The organism is Cystobacter fuscus (genome assembly GCF_044360685.1).
Taxonomy (GTDB): Bacteria; Myxococcota; Myxococcia; order Myxococcales; family Myxococcaceae; genus Cystobacter; species Cystobacter fuscus_C.
Genome location: NZ_CP043491.1, coordinates 6449091 through 6467486 on the forward strand (window position 1 = coordinate 6449091; position 18396 = coordinate 6467486).

12 protein-coding genes are annotated in these 18396 nt (G+C 69.1%); 8 read left to right on the top strand and 4 right to left on the bottom strand.

The genetic code is table 11. From position 1 onward, the window contains the following. Both F0U63_RS26425 and F0U63_RS26430 read left to right on the top strand, forming a co-directional pair. Positions 1-825 (top strand): SRPBCC domain-containing protein, encoded by an 825-nt coding sequence (locus F0U63_RS26425; protein ID WP_395833648.1) that lies wholly within the window; start codon positions 1-3, stop codon positions 823-825. Between the two features lie 111 nt (positions 826-936). Then, the gene (locus tag F0U63_RS26430; protein ID WP_395833650.1) at positions 937-2043 is read left to right on the top strand and encodes a VWA domain-containing protein; all 1107 of its coding nucleotides are present in this window, start codon (positions 937-939) and stop codon (positions 2041-2043) included. Positions 2044-2076: 33 nt separating this feature from the next. Here F0U63_RS26430 and F0U63_RS26435 read toward each other — a convergent pair whose 3' ends face one another. Then, complete coding sequence (locus F0U63_RS26435) at positions 2077-7365, bottom strand: AAA family ATPase (protein ID WP_395833652.1); 5289 nt, start codon at positions 7363-7365, stop codon at positions 2077-2079. A gap of 525 nt (positions 7366-7890) precedes the next feature. On the opposite strand from F0U63_RS26435, the gene F0U63_RS26440 reads away from it, so the two are divergent. From F0U63_RS26440 to F0U63_RS26450, 3 genes are all read left to right on the top strand, one after another. Continuing rightward, positions 7891-9093 (top strand): acyltransferase family protein, encoded by a 1203-nt coding sequence (locus F0U63_RS26440; RefSeq protein WP_395833654.1) that lies wholly within the window; start codon positions 7891-7893, stop codon positions 9091-9093. Positions 9094-9228: 135 nt separating this feature from the next. Then, positions 9229-10326 carry a DUF3142 domain-containing protein gene (locus F0U63_RS26445; RefSeq protein WP_395833656.1) on the top strand — a complete coding sequence of 366 codons (1098 nt, stop codon included), beginning with the start codon at positions 9229-9231 and terminating at the stop codon, positions 10324-10326. After that, on the top strand, positions 10313-12343 hold the full coding sequence (locus F0U63_RS26450; protein ID WP_395833658.1) for a hypothetical protein: 2031 nt from the start codon (positions 10313-10315) through the stop codon (positions 12341-12343). The genes F0U63_RS26445 and F0U63_RS26450 overlap by 14 nt, the downstream gene beginning before the upstream one ends. On the opposite strand, the gene F0U63_RS26455 is transcribed toward F0U63_RS26450, so the two are convergent. Next, positions 12340-13143, bottom strand: coding sequence for an alpha/beta fold hydrolase (locus F0U63_RS26455; RefSeq protein WP_395833660.1), 804 nt, complete (start codon positions 13141-13143; stop codon positions 12340-12342). The two genes, F0U63_RS26450 and F0U63_RS26455, sit on opposite strands and share 4 nt — an antisense overlap. Positions 13144-13167: 24 nt before the next feature. Continuing rightward, positions 13168-13935, bottom strand: coding sequence for a glucose 1-dehydrogenase (locus tag F0U63_RS26460; protein ID WP_395833662.1), 768 nt, complete (start codon positions 13933-13935; stop codon positions 13168-13170). Positions 13936-14017: 82 nt separating this feature from the next. On the opposite strand from F0U63_RS26460, the gene F0U63_RS26465 reads away from it, so the two are divergent. Beyond that, a complete protein-coding gene (locus F0U63_RS26465; RefSeq protein ID WP_395833664.1) occupies positions 14018-14482 on the top strand; it encodes a heme-degrading domain-containing protein in 465 nt (154 codons plus the stop codon). Positions 14483-14488: 6 nt separating this feature from the next. On the opposite strand, the gene F0U63_RS26470 is transcribed toward F0U63_RS26465, so the two are convergent. Then, complete coding sequence (locus F0U63_RS26470; RefSeq protein WP_395833666.1) at positions 14489-15022, bottom strand: superoxide dismutase family protein; 534 nt, start codon at positions 15020-15022, stop codon at positions 14489-14491. A 325-nt stretch (positions 15023-15347) separates the two neighbouring features. On the opposite strand from F0U63_RS26470, the gene F0U63_RS26475 reads away from it, so the two are divergent. Both F0U63_RS26475 and F0U63_RS26480 read left to right on the top strand, forming a co-directional pair. Next, positions 15348-16850, top strand: a complete 1503-nt coding sequence (locus F0U63_RS26475; protein ID WP_395833668.1) for an ATP-binding cassette domain-containing protein — start codon at positions 15348-15350, stop codon at positions 16848-16850. Between the two features lie 172 nt (positions 16851-17022). Next, the gene (locus tag F0U63_RS26480) at positions 17023-18294 is read left to right on the top strand and encodes an ATP-binding protein (protein WP_395833670.1); all 1272 of its coding nucleotides are present in this window, start codon (positions 17023-17025) and stop codon (positions 18292-18294) included. Positions 18295-18396: the final 102 nt, after the last annotated feature.

An 18396-nucleotide genomic window follows, 5' to 3' on the forward strand; every position in this document is an offset into this window, starting at 1 on the left:
ATGAAGCATGGAACCCTGACGACCCGGGGCGATCGCGTCGAACTCCGCTTCGAGCGGCGCCTCGCCCACCCCCCCGAGAAGGTCTGGCGCGCGCTCACCGACGGCCAGGAGCTGGCCCACTGGTTCCCCGCGCGCATCGAGGGCGCCCGCCAGAATGGCGCCGAGCTGCGCTTCTTCTTCGCGGAAGGCGAGCCCGGCACCGGGAGGATCTCGGTGTTCGAGCCGCCGCGCGTCCTCGAATACACGTGGGACGGAGACCTGCTGCGGTGGGAACTGCACCCCGAGGGCACGGGCTGCCTGCTCGTCTTCACCACCCTTCCCGGCGACCGCGCCCGCGTTGCCCGCGACGCCACGGGTTGGCACTTCTGCCTCGACAACCTGGAGGCGGCGATCGCCGGGAATCCCGCCGCCGGGTTCGACAAGGAGCGCTTCTCCGCACTCAACGCGGAGTACGCCGCGCGCTTCGGCCTGGGCAGCTTCCCCGCCTTCATGACGGGCCCGGCCAACCGCGTCGCGGAGGCCTCGCTGCGCCAGCCCGGCGTCGAGGCCTACGTGTTCAACGGCGCCGATGGCACCCAGCTCACCCTCTGCCACGCGAGGCGTGACGCGGACACCGGCGAGCACTGGCACGACTTCGACGAGTACCTCACGGTCCTCGAGGGCCGCTACGTGTTGAGTATCAACGGGATGGAGATCGAGCTCGGCCCCGGCCAGGAGTTCGTCGTCCCCAGGGGCGCGCGAATCTCGGGACGGTTCACCGCCGGTACGCGCACCCTCCATGCCTTCGGCGGCCGGGGTCTCGAGCGGGCCGAGCCCCAGGTGTAGGTGGGTGCCTCCACCAGGTGTCATGAAGGACCCAGGAGGGTCGTTCCCGCCTTTCGTTCCCCCCTCCGAGACACTAAGGTGCCCCGCCCAACGACAGACACTGGAGTGTTCATGCGAAACCCCCGAACCCTGCTCCCGACGCTCGCGCTGCTGACCCTGTTGTCATCGGCTGTCACCGCGTGCGGGGGAGGAAGTGGCAACAACAACCCTCCTCCCACCGGGCCCCAGCCAAACGCGTGCATCAAGCTCGATGTCACCAGCGGGACGACCCTCACGGCCCAGGAGGGCAAGGTGGTGGTGAACTTCCGGGTGCTCGACTGCCTGGACAGGCCCCTGGCGACTTCGGTCCCGGAGAACGCTTTCGAGATCTTCGAGCGTGACCGCCGCATCTCTTCCGAGAGCCAGCTGAAGATCGTTCCGGAGCCCAAGCACTTCGCCAGCTATTCCGTCCTGCTGCTGGACGTCAGCGGCAGTATGTCCCAGCAACTACCGGGCCTCGTGGAATCCGCGACCCGCTTCATCCGCATCCTCATTCCCGAGGGGACCGCCCCGGAGGCCACCGTCCATCGCATCGCCATCTATGCCTTCGACGGTTCCATCAAGAAGTTGTCTGACTTCTCCGCGGATGCCAATGCATTGATCGGCACCACGCTGGCGAAGATCCGCGACGAGCAGAGCTGCAAGGCCAATGCGATCTGCCAGGACTCGCGGACCCGCTTGAACGGCGCGCTGAAGCAGGGCATCGACGACGTGAAGGTCGCCCGGGACGCGGGCAAGAGCGCGGGCCTGGATTTCACCACCGCGAGCGTGGTGCTCTTCACGGACGGCCGCGACACGATCAACGTTCCCACCGAGGCGGAGGCCCAGGAGGCGGTGAACAAGAGCGATGCGAACATCTTCGCCATCGGGCTCAAGGGCACCGACATGGACACCCAGAGCGTCAAGAGCCTGCAGGGCTTCGGCAAGAGTGGCTTCGGGCTGGCCGAGAAGCTCGAGGATCTCGGAAGCAAGTTCGAGTCGATCGCCGGCAACATCCGCAACATCTCCAACAGCTACTTCCAGCTCCGGTACTGCTCGCCGCTGGAGAGCAACCGCAACAAGCTCACCATCAAGGTGAGCCACGAGGGCGTGACGGCGCAGAAGGATTTGACGTTCGACGTCGCCCGCTCCGTGGGAGGCACCTGCTCGGTGGACAGCGGCGGAACGGGCACCCCGTAACGGCCAGCCCCCCCGCGCAGGGGGGGCCCACCCTCAGGACGCGGCGGCCTCGCGCCGCAGGGGGAGCTCCAGGGTGGCCGTGGCGCCCCTGCCGGGGCCCTCGCTGTCCAGTCTGAGGCGGCCCCCCATCAACTGTGCCGCCAGCACGCTCGAGTGCAGGCCGAAGCCGTGGCCGTCCTTGCGCGTGGTGAAGCCGTGCGAGAAGAGCTTCTCGCGCACGCCCGGCGCGATCCCCATGCCGTTGTCCACCACCTGGATGAGCGCCACGGCCCCGTCCGAGGACAGCCGCACGTGCAGCACCCGCTGGTCCTCGGGCAGCACATCCAGCGCGTTCCTCGCGTTGCTCAGCAGGTTGATGAGGATCTGCAACACCTTGTGCTTGTCCACCTGCACCTTGGGCAGCACCGCCACCTCGCGGATGATGGATACGCCGTGGCGCTTGAGCGACCCCATCTGGATGCGCAGGGCGTCATCGATCAACTGCGCCAGGTCGCACTCCACCTCCAGCACCGACGTCTTCGCATACGTCTGCTGCACCTGGACGATGGCGCGGATGTGCTCGATGTGCCGGGCCATCGTCTCCACATCACCCATCAGCTTCTCCTGCTCGCGCAGCAGCTCGGCGGACAGGCTGGCGAGGTAGTCCGGTAGCTGGATGCCTCGCGGATCCCGGGTGAGGAAGTCCATCAGATCATCGCGGTTGTCCAGCAGCAGGGCCGAGGCCTGCTTGACCCGGCTCACGCGCGAGGAACCGACGGCCCGCCGCATCAGCTCGACGTTGATGACGGCGCTGGTGAGCACGTTGCCCACGTTGTGCAGCACGTTGGAGGCCACCTCGGTCATCCCCACCTCGCGGGCCGTGTCCACCAGCCGGGCCTGGGCCTCCTTCAACTCGCGCGTGCGCTCCTCCACGCGCTGCTCCAGCTCGTCGTTGGCCCGGCGCAGGGCCGCCTCCCCCTTCTGGATGTCCTCGTACAGCCGCGCGTTCTCGATGGAAATGGCGGCCTGGGAGGCGATGTGGCTCAACAACGTGATGCGGGCCGGACCGAAGGCGTTGGTGGCCAGGTTGTTCTCCAGGTACAGCACCCCGGCGAAGACCTCCTGCCGCATCAACGGCAGGCACAACACCGAGCGGACCGTGCCGCGCCTCAGGTACTCATCGGACGAGAACGGATGGGGCTGGGTGGCATCGTCGATGCGCACGTGCTCCTGGGTGCGTTTGACATAGGCGATGAGCGTCCACGGCAGCTCCTGGACGGTACTGTCCGGCGCGGCGCCGGAGACGGCCGCGACCGAGAGCGTGTCGCCGCTGGGCAACAGCAGGGCCCCCCGCTGGGCGCCGGCGTTCTCGATGGCCACCTGCATCAGGGTGGCCGCCAGCCGCTCCAGGACGATCTCCCGGGAAATGGCCTGCTGGGCCTTCACCACCGTGAGCGCGTCGATCTGGGTGGAGTCCGTGCTGGTGGTGATGTCCTCCGCGCCGGTGCGCGCGGGCGGCGCCAGACCCGGCCACCGGGCGTCCAGCTGCTGCACCTTGCCCCGGGCGCCCCAGTGCAGGTACGCCGTCCGGGCCTCGCGCGCGAAGGCCAGGGCCAGGGTGGGCGACTGCCGCGCCCGCCAGAAGTTCGCCGCGAGTTCCGCCGCCATGCCCGCGTAGTGGATGAAGCCGTTGTCGCGGGCGGCGCGAAGGGCCTCTTCGTAGACGCGGTTGGCTGCATCCGTCGGATCCGTGAGGCGGGTCAACTCGGCGAACACCATCCGCTCGGGAGCGCGGAAGGTCTCGGGGCAGCTCTCCGTCCACTCCACGAGTTGCGCGTGGTGTTGCCGGAGCTCCACCAGGGACTTCTCCCGGGCCTCCGCCCCCTGCCCCTCGCAGCACGCGGCCAGCGACAGCGCCCGGAAGAGGTGGAAGTCCAGCATGTTGATGCTGATCTTCAAGACCCAGAGCACCCCCACCGCCAGGTCCGCGGACTCGAGTGCCTCCGCGTAGGCGCCACACATGTAGCGGGACCTGAGCTTGGTGATGAAATAGGCACTGCGGACGGCGGTCATGCGCGCGGACGTCAGGCACGCCTCGAAGGCCTTCTCGTCGAAGCCCTCCCCGCTCAGTGTCTCGAACGAGAGCGAGTTGCCGCGCAACTGCTGCACGTAGCGTTGATAGACGCGGAGGATGTCCTGCGCATCCACGTTCCCGGCCTTGCGCGCGAAGTCGGCTCGCGCGACCGAGTCCTGATAGACATCATCCAGGTTGTTCCCCATGACGATGCGGTTCAGGATGATGGACATGATGCTGTAGCAAGCCGTCAGGATTTCACTGGTCTGGACCGAATGGTGGAAGGCGCCGAGGATGATTTCCTGGGTGACGGAGAAGGGCTGGCTCCAGTAGCTGATATACTGAAGGCTGTAGAGGACATTGGAGCGTCGATGGGACAGGTTGTAGCGCTCGACGAACTCGCGGGCGAGCATGCCCAGCGCATAGCCCTCCCGGTATTGCTTGAAGAAGGGGCCGGCCATCACTCCCAACCAGCTGAAGCCAGGCACGGACGACTCCGTGAAGCCGTGGCGCAGGGAGAGGACGACCATCCGGCTCAGGACGATGATGAGCAGGTGGATGTTGGTGAAGTACGCCGGCGGGAAGAGTGAAGACAGGGCGATCATCTTCATCTTCACGTCCGGATCGACCATGAGCGGAACGTCGATGAAGCTCCCGATGGGACGCGTCCCGAGCAGCGCCCAGACCTCCGCGTAGGCCTCGGCCGCCTCCTCCTCGGAAGGCCGCGCGGGAATCTCGATGCCCAGCAGGGCCAGGCACTCCAGCATGCAGGCACAGGCCTCCTGGATCCGCCCCGTCCCGATGAAGATGTCATTGCGCACGTGGTAGGCGGCCACCATGTCCGCGAGGGTCCGTGCGCGGGGAGGGAGCTCCTCGGCCAGGCGGCTCGCCTCGGCGGCATTGCCGCTCTGCAGCTCGCACACCGCGCGCTCGAGCCGCACCTTGAAGGCCAGCGCGGCATCCGTCTCCCAGGGATCTCCGGGGATGAGCGCGAACGCCTGGGTGAAGTAGATGATGGCGGGACGATGCGCGATAGCGGCCTTGGCCTTCTGGCCCGCCTCCGCGTTCAACCTCGCCAGGTGGTGGCGCTCCGCGGGCTCATGGATGAGCTCCGAGCCGGCGTTGAGCTGGCTCACCACGTCGAAGAGCTGCTCCCGGAGCTCCTCGGGGGAGAGGCTGGCCAGCATCGCCCGGCCGATGCGCAGGTGGATGGCCTTCTGCTCCGCCTCGGAGATGAGGGCATGGGCCGCCTGATGGATGCGATCATGGAGGAAGCGGTACTGCTCCGGGCCGCAGCGCATCACCAGGCCCTCCTGGAGCGCGGGCCCGAGCCCCTGCTCCAGCTCGCCCACTTCCTCCTGTTCCGAGAGGGTGCTCAACATCGGCAGGCGGAAGACATGGCCCACGCACGCGGCCAGGCTCAGCAGGCGCTGGACCGACGCGGGGAGCTGGCGCAGCTTGCTCACCAGGAAGTCGACGACATTGTCCGAGTAACCCATGGCCTGGACACGCTCGGGATCCCAGCTCCACCCGCCCTCGGGCGTGCGGACCAGCAACCCGTCGCGGTCCAGCGTCAACATGAGCTGGTTGAGGAAGAACGGGTTGCCGCCCGTCTTCTCGCGCACCAGCGCCGACAACGGGGCGACGAGTTCCCGCTCCGCTCCCGGCAGGGCATCCGCGACGAGCTGCCGCACCTGTTCCAGACTCAATGGCTCGAGCTGAAGGTCGGTCACCCGGGCGCCTGATTTGCGCACCGCCGCCAACGTCAGCATCAGCGGATGCTCGGGGCTGACCTCGTTGTCCCGGTAGGAGCCCAGCAGCAGCAGCGGTGGCGTCTCCGGATGGGTGAGCAGGTGCTGGAGGAGCTGGAGGCTGGCCAGGTCCGCCCACTGCAAGTCATCCAGGAACAGCACCAGGGGTTGCTCCGGCGTGGCGAAGACGCCGAGGAACTGGCGGAACACCTGATTGAAGCGGCTGCGTGACTCGGTGGGTGGCAGCTCCTCGACCGGGGGCTGCCTGCCCGCGACGAGCTCCAGCTGGGGGACGATGTCCACCAGGAGCTGGCCCTGGTCCCCCCAGGCCCTCTGGAGACGCTCGCGCCAGCGCGCCAGCTCCTCGTCGCTGCCCGCCAGCAGTTGCTGCGCCACCCCACGAATCGCCTGGGCCAGCGTCGCGTAGGGGATGTCGCGCTGGAACTGCTCGAACTTGCCGCTCAGGAAGAACCCACGCCGTTGCACCACCGGCTTGTGCAGCTCCTGCACCACCGAGGACTTGCCGATGCCGGAGTAGCCGCGCACCAGCATGAGCTCCGCCTGCCTCCCGTGCAGCACCCGCTCGAATCCACCCAGCAGCGTGGAGACCTGAGCCTCGCGCCCATAGAGCCCCTGCGGCAGATGGAATTGCCGGGGGATGTCCCGGGTGCCCAACGGGAAGAGCTCGAGCGCCCCCTGGCGCAGCTCCTCGCGACACCGCTCCAGGTCGGCCCAGAGCCCCTCGGCGCTCTGGTAGCGCTCCTCGGCCGTCTTGGCCAACAGCTTGAGCACGATGGCCGAGACCGCCGGAGGAATGGACGGCAGCAGCTCGTGCGGCGGCCTGGGACTCTGCGTCATGTGGGCATGGAACCACTCGAGCGCGTCACGTCCCTGGAAGGGACGGCTGCCGGTGAGCAGCTCGTAGAGCGTCACGCCCAGCGAGTAGAAGTCCGTGCGGTAGTCCACCTGGCGGTTCATCCGCCCCGTCTGCTCGGGCGACATGTAGGCCAGCGTCCCCTCGATGAGAGGGACGGGAGCCGCCTCCAGGTGCTCGGCCCGCTGGAGCGAGGCCCCTCCGAAGTCGACGAAGCGGACGCGCCCCGTCGGCTCGATGATGATGTTGCCGGGCTTGATGTCCTTGTGGATGACGCCGTGGCGGTGGATCTCCCCGAGGTTGAACGCCAGGGAGAGCGCGAAGTCGAGAAAGCGCGACAGCTCCATGGGCTGGCCCACGAACTCGGACAGGGGCTCGCCCTGGACCTTCTCCATCAGGAGCACGGGGCGATCGAGCACCTGCTCGTGAGAGTAGGGATGGACCACGCCGCTCACGTTCCGCAGCCGCTGCAGGATGCCGAACTCGCGGCGATAGCGCTCGCGCTCGCGAGGGCCCGAGGACGACACGGAGGGTGTCTTGATGATGACCGGCAGGCCGTCGGACTCGCGCTCGGCCTGGTAGAGCACGTTCAAACCCGTGGAGCGAATCGTGCTGAGAATCTTGTAACCTGGAATGTCGAACATCGTGGCTCGGTCTACGTGCCGCCCCCTCCAGCGGGGAGCGTACAACCTAACCCTGCCCCCCAGAAACCACACCCACGGCATCCGCAACCTGCTCGCCGGGTCCACCCCGTAGGCATGGGGTCCCCCGTGCGTCAGGCGAGGGGCGTTGCGGTGTGGCCACGGTCCCCCTTCACGGAGGGCTGCCTGGGCGGAAGACATGCGTCACGAAGCGCGCGAGCCCCTCCACTTATTGAACCAGGGCGAGCGGCATGGCGTTTCGTTGGAGGAGACACCAATGGCGGCCAGGAAGAAGCAGCAGGCAGGGCGGGGAAAGCCAGTACGCCGGATGGCCGAGGCCGGGACGCACTGCATCCCACCACCGCTCGAGTACGATCCGTTCACTCCGGGTCTCGATCATCCGGGGAACGTGTCAGAGGATTCGTTCGGACCTCCCGACAGATAGTGGCAGGGCCGGGGTTTTCAACCCATGCTCCGGTGCCGAGGTCACGGGAACCCGGCCGTTTCCGAGACGAGGATCCGCGCACCGTGATTTCGCAGGAAGCCAACCACACGTCCAAACGGCTCGATGGACTCGACTCGCTGAGAGCGGTCGCCATCCTGCTGGTATTCGCCTACCACTACATGGTCTTCGTCAGCGGCACGCCGACCTTCGGCTGGGCCAGCACCGTGGGCTGGACCGGGGTGGATCTGTTCTTCGTGCTGAGCGGCTACCTCATCGGCAACCAGCTCTTCGCCGGCATCGTGAAAGGCAAGACGCTGTCCCTGAAGGCGTTCTACATCCGGCGGCTCCTGCGAACGCTGCCCAATTACTACGTGGTGCTGGCGCTGTATTTCCTGCTGCCCACGGTCATGGGCGGCAGGCAACCGCCACCTCTGTGGCGCTTCCTCACCTTCACGCAGAACCTGGGGTTGGCGCCGGGGACGGCGTTCTCGCATGCCTGGTCGCTGTGCATCGAGGAGCAGTTCTACCTGCTGCTTCCGCTGCTGCTCCTCGGAGCACTGCGCTTCGGCGGGTTCATGCCGAAGCGAGCCGCATGGTTCGCGCTGGTGGGCCTGATTCTCGCCGGTGTCGCGCTCCGCGGTGCACTGTGGTTCCAGTACGGACAGGAGCCAGACGGTGCCGACCATGGCTACTATCCACACATCTACTACTCCTCGTTCTGCCGATTCGACGAGTTCCTGCCCGGCGTGGCCATCGCCATGTTGAAGAACCTCCATCCGGACTTGTGGAAGCGGGTGATCGGATGGGGCCGGATCACGCTGACCGCCGGTGTGCTCGCCACCGGGGTCCTCTTCTACCTGCTCGCGAAGTACTACTACATCGAGGGCTACGGTTATGGCTTCGCCATGACCAGCTTCGGCTACTCGCTGCTGGCCTGCGCGTTCGCGTTGCTCGTCGTGGCCGCGCTGAGCCCAGGCTCGCTGCTGTACCGCGTGCGCGTGCCGGGTGCCGCCTCACTCGCGGCATGGTCGTATGCCATCTACCTGTCGCACAAGCCGCTCGCCCATATCGCGCGGAAGCAATTGGCGCCCTGGGGTCTGGGCGACGGCGCCACGGCCGCGATCATCGCGGTCGTCTGCCTGCTCGGAGGCTGGTTGCTGTATCGCTTCGTCGAGATGCCGTTCATGCGGCTACGCGATCGCCACCATCCGACGAACTTCCACGCCGCCTCTGGCGCACAGACTCCCCAGAGCAGCGAGCTCCTGGCCGGCGAGCCCTCGCGATAGAGCGCCTCCAGCCGTATCCCCCACGGAGTTCGAGCCCCTCCAAGCCGCTTGACAGTCCTGTAGCACGGGCGAAGCATGGGCCCCTCTTCATCCGGTGTGGGGGGAGGCTCGACGGTGTGCTCGATTCAGCGACGCATGGACCCGTGTTGGGGCCTCCTGCTGCTCCTCGTGGGGGCAGTGGCCTGCTCCCGGCCGGAGCCACGGCCCCTCGTTCACGAGGCCTACGTCTGGCAGCGCGACTGGAGTCTGGCGTTGAGCCAGGCGCTCACGGACGCGCCCCCGGAACTGGGAACGCTCCGGGTGCTGGCGCGTGAGCGCTCGGGAAGCCAACGCGCTCCCGTGGACATCGCGGTGGACGTGGACGCCCTGGCCCGCTCGGGCCGCGAGGTGGTCGCGGTGATGCGCGTGGAGGGCACGGCACCGCTGGAGGGGGTGTCCCTTCAGGAGGTGGCCGTCCATGCCCGAGCCTGGCGGGCGCGGGGCGTGCGCGTGCGCGGCATCGAAATCGATCATGACTGCGCCACCGCGGCCCTGGCCGGGTATGCGGACTGGCTCGAGCGCGAGCGGGCGGTGCTCGGGGGCGGGCTGTCGCTGTCCATCACGGCGCTGCCCACGTGGAGCGGCTCACCTGCCCTGCCCCGGCTCGCCGCCCTGCCCGATCACGTCGTGCTCCAGGTGCACGCGGTGCGCGCGCCCACGCTCTTCACCGCCGAGCAGGCCCGGGGCTTCGTCGAGGCCTGGGCGCGGGTGACGGACCGGCCCTTCCAGGTGGCGCTGCCCACCTACCGCGTGCGGCTGCGCGACGGCACGCCCCTGTCCGCCGAGCCTCGCGAGGTGGCCCGCTTCCTCGCCGCGCTGCGGGAGCGGCCCGTGGCGGGAGTCTCGGGCCTCGTCTGGTTCCGGCTCGGTCACCGGGGGGATGCCGACGCCTGGAGCCTGCCCACGCTCACCGCGGTGGTGCGCGGCGAGCCGCTCGCTCCCCACTTCCTGCCGCGTCTGGTGGATGCGGGGGGCGGCGCGCTGGACATCGTCCTCGAGAACACGGGCCACGTGGATGCCGAGGCCCCCACGCGGCTCTCCCTTTCCGGCAAGCTCGAGGTGCTCGACGGCGTGGCGGGTTACACCGCACGGGGCACCTCGCTCGTGGCGCGCACGCCTCCCCGCCTGCGCGCTGGCGAGCGCCGCGTCATCGGCTTCGTTCGGGGATCCGAGGTGGCACTTGCTCTTCCGTGAAGCGTTGGCCTGTCTGTCCTTGTTGGGGGTGTTGACGCTGCCCGTCCGCCCGGCGCGCGCGTGTGGCCCCGAGTTCCCGCCCCAGTTCCTGGAGGACCGGGCCGGAACGCTGTCGGTGTTGCCGTCCAGCGCCTTCCTGATCGAGGCCGGGAGGCTGGTGCCAAGGCCCCCGGACGCCTTCCAGGTGATGGAGTCCCAGGAGCCGGAGGGCGCCCGCACGGGAGGCGGCGCCGAGGAGACGGCGCTGTACGAAGCCGGTGCCCGGGCCTTCCACGCCGCGAGGTGGGACGAGGCTCGCGAGCGCTTCCAGGACGTGCTCGCCCTGCCCCCCGAGCAGCGCCGCCGCTTCTCCACCGTCGCGGCCTACATGTTGGGGCGCATGGCGGAGCCGGCCCCGGAGGCCCACGAGCGCTTCGCCGCGGTGCGCGCGCTGGTACGCGAGGGCTTCGAGGATCCCCTGGGTCTGGCGGTGGCGAGCCTGGGCGAGGAGGCCCGGCGGTACCTGGGCGAGGATGACGCGGCGGCGGTCCGCCTCTACGCGGAGCAGGCGGCTCACGGCAGTGAGACGGGGAAGACCTCGCTGCTGTTCGTGGCCCGGGCGCTCGCCCAGGATGTGCCCCGGTCGCGGCGGGCCCTGCACGAGCCCGTGGTCCAGCGGCTGCTCACCACCTACGCCTGGACCCGGGGTCACGAGGAGATCTGGGCGGAGGACGGGACGACGAGCCACCCACCTGCCCTGGCCGCGCTGATGGAGGAGCTCGCGGCCGTGCCCACGCTGTCGGGCGCGGACCGGCTGGCGGCGACCGCCTGGCGCGAGGGCCGCTTCGATCTGGCCGAGCGCTTCGCCGGGCGGGAGCGCACCCCGCTCGACGCCTGGGTGCGGGCGAAGCTGGCGCTGCGCCGGGGTGACCGGGCGGCGGCGGACCAGTGGCTCGCCGAGGCCCGGGAAGGCTTCCCGTATGAAGAAGACTGGGTGGGGGACCCGTACCGGTACCCGCTGCGGCCCCGGGTGCGGGTGGACGTGGAGCGGACGCTGCTCGCGCTGCTGCGCGATGATTTCACACGGGCGGCCGAGCACGCGTTGAGCAGCTGCTCCTGGCCGGACCTCGCCTACGTGGCCGAGCGCGTGTTGTCGGTCGAGGAGTTGCAGCGCCTGGTCGCGACGCACGCCTCGGGACCGGAGCTCCAATGCCAACCCGAGTCCGTCTTCCGTTGGGACGAGACGCGCGTGCCCCCCAGGGTGAGCGAGCAATTGCACCTGCTGCTCGCGAGGCGCCTGTTGCGCGAGGGGCGGGGCGCGGAGGCCCTGGAGCACTTCCGGGGGACGCCGTGGGAGGAGCCCGCGCGCCAATACGTGGACGCGCTCGACCGGGCCCGCTCCGCGTGGTGGGACGTGGACAAGGCACGCGCGCTCTACACCGCGGCGCGGCTCGCGCGCACCCCGGGCATGGAGCTGCTGGGCACCGAGGGCGCGCCCGACTGGAGCTGGGTGGAGGGCGACTATGAGCTGGGCACATGGGTTCCCAGCCTGGAGCGGCCCGAGGACGCGCCCCCGGTGCATCCCGAGGTGGTCCCCGCGCCGCTGATCACTCCAGCGGAGCGCGGGCGGCTGGACGCGCATGTGCCCCCGCACCTCACGCGCTTCCACTACCGCTCCACGGCAGCGGACCTCGCCGAGCAGGCCGCGGCGCTGGTGTCCGAGCGGAGTCAGGCCTACGCGGCGCTGCTCTGTCATGCCGCGCGCTTCACCTCGCGCACCGAGCCGGAGCGGGGCCAACGGCTCTGGTGGACCTATGTGCGAAAGGGCGCGCTCTCTCTCGAGCATCCCATCCCGAGCTTCGGCCAGGAATGCCCGGAGCCGGACTTCGAGCGGCTGCGCGACCGTGGGCTCTCGCTCCCATGGGAGAACCCGCGGCCGCACACGCTGGCGGCGGTGGGCGGCTTCCTGTTGCCCATGCTGGGCGTCGTCCTGCTGCGCCGCAGGAAGCGGGGACTCCGGGGCCCGGACGGCCGTTAGGCCCGCTCGCGCAGGAACTCCTCCAGGGCGGCGTTGAGCAGCGCGGGCTCCTCGATGGAGGAGGAATGTCCCCCGCGTGGCAGCTTCACCAGCCGCGAGCCCGCGATGGCCGCGTGGATGCGCTCGGCCTTGGCCGGCACGGTCGCCGTGTCCTCGGCGCCCACCACCACCAGCGTGGGCGTCTGGATGCGCGACAGCTCCTCGTACACGCCCCGCCGGCGGACCACGCCATTCACCGCGCGCCAGATGTCCCGCCGGTTCTCCATCAACCGCCGCCGCCACTCGGCCCGCTCCTCCGCGCGCGCGGGGTCTTCCAGGAACGTGCGGCCGAACATGATGGGCATCACCCGATCCGCCACCCACCGCATACCGAACCAGCGCGCGACGAAGTTGAGCGCCTTGTAGCGCGGCACGTTCTCCACGGGCTCCGGGTCCGCCGAGGTCTCCATGAGGATGAGCGAGCGCAACAGCTCCGGCCGCCGCGCGGCCAGCCTCATCCCCACGAAGCCTCCCATGGACAGGCCCGCGAAGTGGCAGGGCCCCACGCCCAGCTTCTCGATGAGCGCCACCCCGTCCGCGTACACCGTCTCCATGTCCACGGTGTCCACGCGCCACACGTCGCTCTGGCCCTGGCCCCGGTGATCATAGGTGATGCAGCGGTAGCGGTCCCTCAGCGCCGCCACCTGCTTGTCGAACATCCGGCCACTCCACAGCAGGCCATGACTGAACACGAGGGGCACACCCGGCCCTCCCGTGTCCTCGTAATACAAACGGGTACCATTGACGTCCAACCAGGGCATGGTGGGGCTCCAGGAGAAAAGGACTCAGGTCGCGGTGGTGCCACCGTCCACGACGAACTCCGAGCCGGTCATCATCTTGGACTCGTCCGAGGCGAGGTAGAGCACCGCGTAGGCGATGTCATCCGGCTCTCCGAGCGAGCCGAGGGGAATCTTGCGCGCGAGCTTCGCCCGGCTCGCCTGCGGATCACCCATGGCGGTCGCCAGCTTGTCGACCATGGGGGTCTCGATGAACGAGGGGTGCACGGAGTTGCAGCGGATGCCGTAGCCCTTGTACGCGCAGTGCAGCGCCACCGACTTGCTCAGCAGCCGCACGGCGCCCTTGCTCGAGCTGTACGCCGGAAACTCGGCCACGCCCACCAGTCCCGCCACCGAGCTGATGTTGATGATGGAGCCCTTCGCGCCGCACTGACGCATGGCCCGGATGCCATGCTTGCACCCCAGGAAGACCCCATCCACGTTCACCGCGTGCACGAACCGCCACTGCTCCAGGGTCATCGACTCGATGTCCACCACGGCGCCCACGCCCGCGTTGTTCACCAGCACGTCCAGCCGGCCGAACGTGGACAGCACCTCGTCCACCACCCGCCCCCAGTCCTCCTCGCGCGTGACATCCAGCGTCCACGCGCGCGCGGACCCCCCTATCGCCTGGGCCACTTCCCGGGCCCCTTCTTCATTCCGATCCGTGACGGCCACCCGCGCGCCCTCGCGCGCCAGCATCACCGCCATCGCCTTGCCCAACCCCGACGCCGCCCCCGTCACCAGTGCGACCTTGCCTTCGACTCGGCCTGCCATCGTGTGCCTCCTTGCAGATCCGCCGCGCAGCCTAACCCCACGCGCGCGTTCTCCCCTATCCTGTAAACCCGAGGAGGCGCACGTGTCCGTGAGTCTGGAGCAGTTGCTGGCGGAGGAAGCCGAGTTGCAGTTCGAGCACCTGTCACACGAAGACGCGCTCGCGCTGGGGCTCAAGTTGCTCGAGCGCGCGCGGCGCGACCGGCTCCCCGTGGTCATCGACGTGGCGCTCGCGGGACTCACCGTCCTGCACTGCGCCCTTCCCGGCTGCCGCCCGGACAACGAGGACTGGGTGCGGCGCAAGCGCAACACCGTGGGCCGCTTCTGGCACAGCTCGTTCTACATGGGGCGCTACTACGCCGCCAAGGGCTCGAGCCTGGCCGACAAGCCGCACATCGACCCTTCCGAGTACGTGGACCACGGGGGCAGCTTCCCCCTGTTGGTGCGCGGACTCGGCTGCGTGGGCAGCATCACCGTGTCCGGACTCGCGCAGGAGGAGGACCACGCCCTGGTGGTCGACGTCCTGCGCGAGTGGCGGGCGGGCCGCTGACGGCGGCTACTTCTTGTCGGTCTTCTCGGCGACGACGCCGCACGCCACGCGGCCGCCCGAGTTGCCCGCGGGATCCGTGGCGAGGTCGTCCTGGCCCGCGTGGATGACGACGGCCTTGCCCACCACGTCCTGCGCGGAGCCATCGCCGATCTTCCAGGCCTGCTTGGTGATCTTCAGCGAGCCCCGGCCATCCTGGCCGATCTCGATGTTGCCCAGGTCGCCCAGGTGGTGGCCGGGATCCGCGGAGCCGTGGGTCACGCCAGCGGGATTCCAGTGGCCTCCCGCGCTCGAGGCGTCGGCCGCGGTGCAGTCCCCGGTCTGGTGGATGTGAGCGCCGTGCAGACCCGGGGTGGCGCCGGCGACCTCCAGATCCAGCGTCACCTTGTCACCGGACTCGGTGAAGGTGGCCTTGCCCGTGGTGAGGCTGTCGCTGCGGCTGTCCAGGGTGGCGATGGCGCTGCGCCCCGTGCCGCACGCGGCGAGCACGAGCACGGCGGACATCAGGGACACGCGGATGAAGGCAACGGTGGGGTTCTTCACGGAGGACTCCTTCCCGCCAGGGAGGCGGGGCGGTAGGTGAAACGGCTGGCCGCCTTGCTACCCGGCCGCGAGCGCTCCAGCCATCTGAAAACATGAACATCCTCGTGAGTGCTGTGGGTTGCTGGACGCTTGGCGGAGCACCGGGAGCGCACGAAGGGATTGCGCGGAAAATCCCAGAGGTTTAGGTTGGGCGCATCGAGCGGTCCGGTATTCTCCGTCCACGAGGCCTCGACTCCATTGAAGCTGAACTCCTGAATCGTCAGCGCTGTCCGTCAGCCACTCCCGGGCCCCTCGTGCGTGCCCGGAACGATTCCGGAGTCCCCTCGTGTCATCCGTTCGCGCTCACCGCGTTTGCTTCGCCTTTTCCGACGCCGTTTCCCTGTTCTCCGACGTGGAGTTCCATCTGCCCTCCGGCTGGACGGGCCTCGTCGGCGCCAATGGCGCGGGCAAGTCCACCCTGCTCCGCCTGCTCTCCGGGGAGCTGACGCCCACCGACGGCCATCTCCAGTTCGAGCCCCCCTCGGCGCTCATCCAGCTCTGTCCCCAACAGGTCGAGGCGCTCACGCCCGACATCACCGCGCTCGCGGAGGCCGCGGACTCGCGGGCCCGGCGGCTCATCGGACAGCTCGCGCTGGATCCCTGGGCGCTCGAGCGGTGGGCCACGCTGTCTCCGGGTGAGCGCAAGCGCTGGCAGATCGGCGCCGCCCTGGCGCGCGAGCCCGACGTACTGCTGCTCGACGAGCCCACCAACCACCTCGATGCCGAGGCCCGGAAGTGGCTGCTGGCCGCGCTGCGCCGCTTCCGGGGCGTGGGCGTGCTCGTCTCCCATGATCGCGAGGTGCTCGAGGAGCTCACCACCTCCACGCTGCGCGTGCACGCGGGGACGGTGCGGCTGTGGCCGGGCGCCTATCCGGTCGCGCGGGAGGCCTGGGAGGCGGAACTGGAGGCGCGCCGCACCACGCGCCAACACGCCCAGGAGGAGCATCGCCGGCTCCAGCAACGGCTCGTCCAGACACGCCGGGAGCAGGAGTCCGCCTCCGCCGCGCGCAACGCGGGCAGCCGCATGCGGAACAAGTACGACAGCGACGCGCGCACCCTGGGGGCCAAGAACCTCGCGAGCTGGGCGGATGAGCGGCTCGGCCGGCGCGTGACCACCACCCGCCGCGAGGTCGAGCGCGCCGCCTCCGCCGTCGAGTCGATCGAGGTGGAGAAGACCCTCGGCCGCTCCGTCTTCGTGGACTACGTCCGCCCGCCCCACCCGCTCCTGTTCAGCCTCGACCTGCCCGGCCTGCGCGCGGGAGACGTCGAGCTGTTCGGTCCGCTGCGGCTCGACATCCCCCGCGAGGCGCGCATCCGCATCGAGGGTCCCAACGGCGTGGGCAAGAGCACCCTGCTGAGGGCCCTGCTCGAGCATGTCCGCGTGCCGCGCGAGCGCGTGTTGTACCTGCCCCAGGACGTGAGCGCGGAGGAGGCCCGGGAGGCGCTCGACGCGGTGCGCGAGTTGCCCCCCGACGAGAAGGGCCGCGTGCTGTCACTCGTCGCCGCGCTCGGGGTGGATCCCGCGCACCTGCTCGCCTCGGAACAGCCGTCGCCGGGGGAGACGCGCAAGCTGCTCATCGCCCGGGGCCTGGGCCAACATGCCTGGGCGCTCGTGCTCGATGAGCCTTCCAATCACCTGGATCTTCCCTCGCTGGAGCGATTGGAAGACGCCCTGCGGGACTACCCTGGCGCCCTGGTCCTGGTGTCGCATGACGCGCACTTCGCCCGGAGGTGCACCAACGAGTGCTGGCGGGTGGGCGGAGGCGGTGTGGAGGTGAGCTCGGAGTAAGGCGCTCCCTTCGCATCGCCAGCCCACCGGGCAGCCAATCCTCGCCCTCGCGCTTTCGCGGTTGCATGCGCAGGGTCGAGGCCCGTCGCGCTGTTTCCCACCTTGACCAAGGTGTGAAGCCCTGAGGAGGAAGCAGCTTGGCGACACGGCATCGGCGTGAACTGGTGTGCACATGGATTTGAGAGCACAAGCCGAGCGGGCAGGCGCCACGCCGGAGGATGTCCTCTCCCTCCTCGAGGCCACACAACTGCTCGCCAGGGTCCGGGAGTTTCGTGAAGTCGCCCAGCGCACGTGCGCGATGGCGAAACGGCTCTCGGCTTCCGACGGCGCGACCTTCGTGTTGAGCGAGGGCGAGAACGTCTATTACGCCGAGGAGGAGTCACCCTCCTGTCTCTGGCGGGGACGCCGCTTTCCAGCCTCGGAGTGCATCTCCGGATGGGCGATCCGCCACCACCAGCCGGTGGCGATCCGGGACATCTACGCCGACTCCCGCATTCCCCACGCGGCCTACCGTCCCACCTTCGTCAGGAGCCTCGCCATCCTACCCCTGGGCCACGAGTCGCCTGTCGGCTCGCTGGGCGTCTACTGGGCGTACGAGCACGCGGCGACCGAGCGGGAGATGTTCCTGCTGGACGTGCTGGCCGAAGCCGCTTCCGCCGCCCTCTCCCACGCCGAGTGCTGGCAACGGGTGGTGCAACTCCAGTCTCGAGAGGCCTCTCCGTCGGAGACGCCCGGTAGCGGTGGGGACCCCATGCTCACGCGGCTCATGCCCATTCTCGCGCATGACCTGAAGAACCCACTGGGGGCCATCTCCCTGGCGGCCCAATCGCTGCTGCGGCGAGACGGACTCACGGAGAGGGATCTCACCAACGTGCGGCGCATCCTCTCCAGCGTGACACGCGCTCGCTACCTCGTGGACGAGGTGCTCGAGTATGCCCGCCTCCGGCAGATGGGAGGACTGCGGCTGGACATTTCCTCCACCCGGATGGATGAACTCGCCCGCACGGTCGTCGATGAAACGAGGAGCGCCTTTCCCCAGCGGCGGATCGAGCTCGTCACCGAACCGGCGAGCGGCATGTGGGATCCGCACCGGCTGGCGGAGGCGCTGACCAACCTCGTCGGCAACGCGGCCCAGTATGGCTACCCGGGTACGCCCGTCACGCTCCGGGTCGGGGTCCGGCCGAGCGAGTCCTACGTCGAGGTCCACAACGACGGCCCGCCCATCCCCGAGGAGATCCTCCCCTTCATCTTCGAGCCCTTCCGCCGGGGTCGCGGTGATGGACGCAACTCGGTGGGGCTGGGGCTCTTCATCGTGGACCAGATCATCCGGGCGCACGGCGGGAACATCCAGGTCTGCTCCCAGCATGGTCTGGGCACCACCTTCACCCTCCACCTGCCCATGCAGCAGATGCAGCCCATCGCCATGCGCGCCGAGTCCGTCTAGGAGCCTGTCGGAGTACTGCCGAAAAACGACTCCTACATACCAACCGTAGCGGTGTGTTTGAGTCGCACTACCCCTCATGTAGTGGGTAGCCGAGGTACTCCG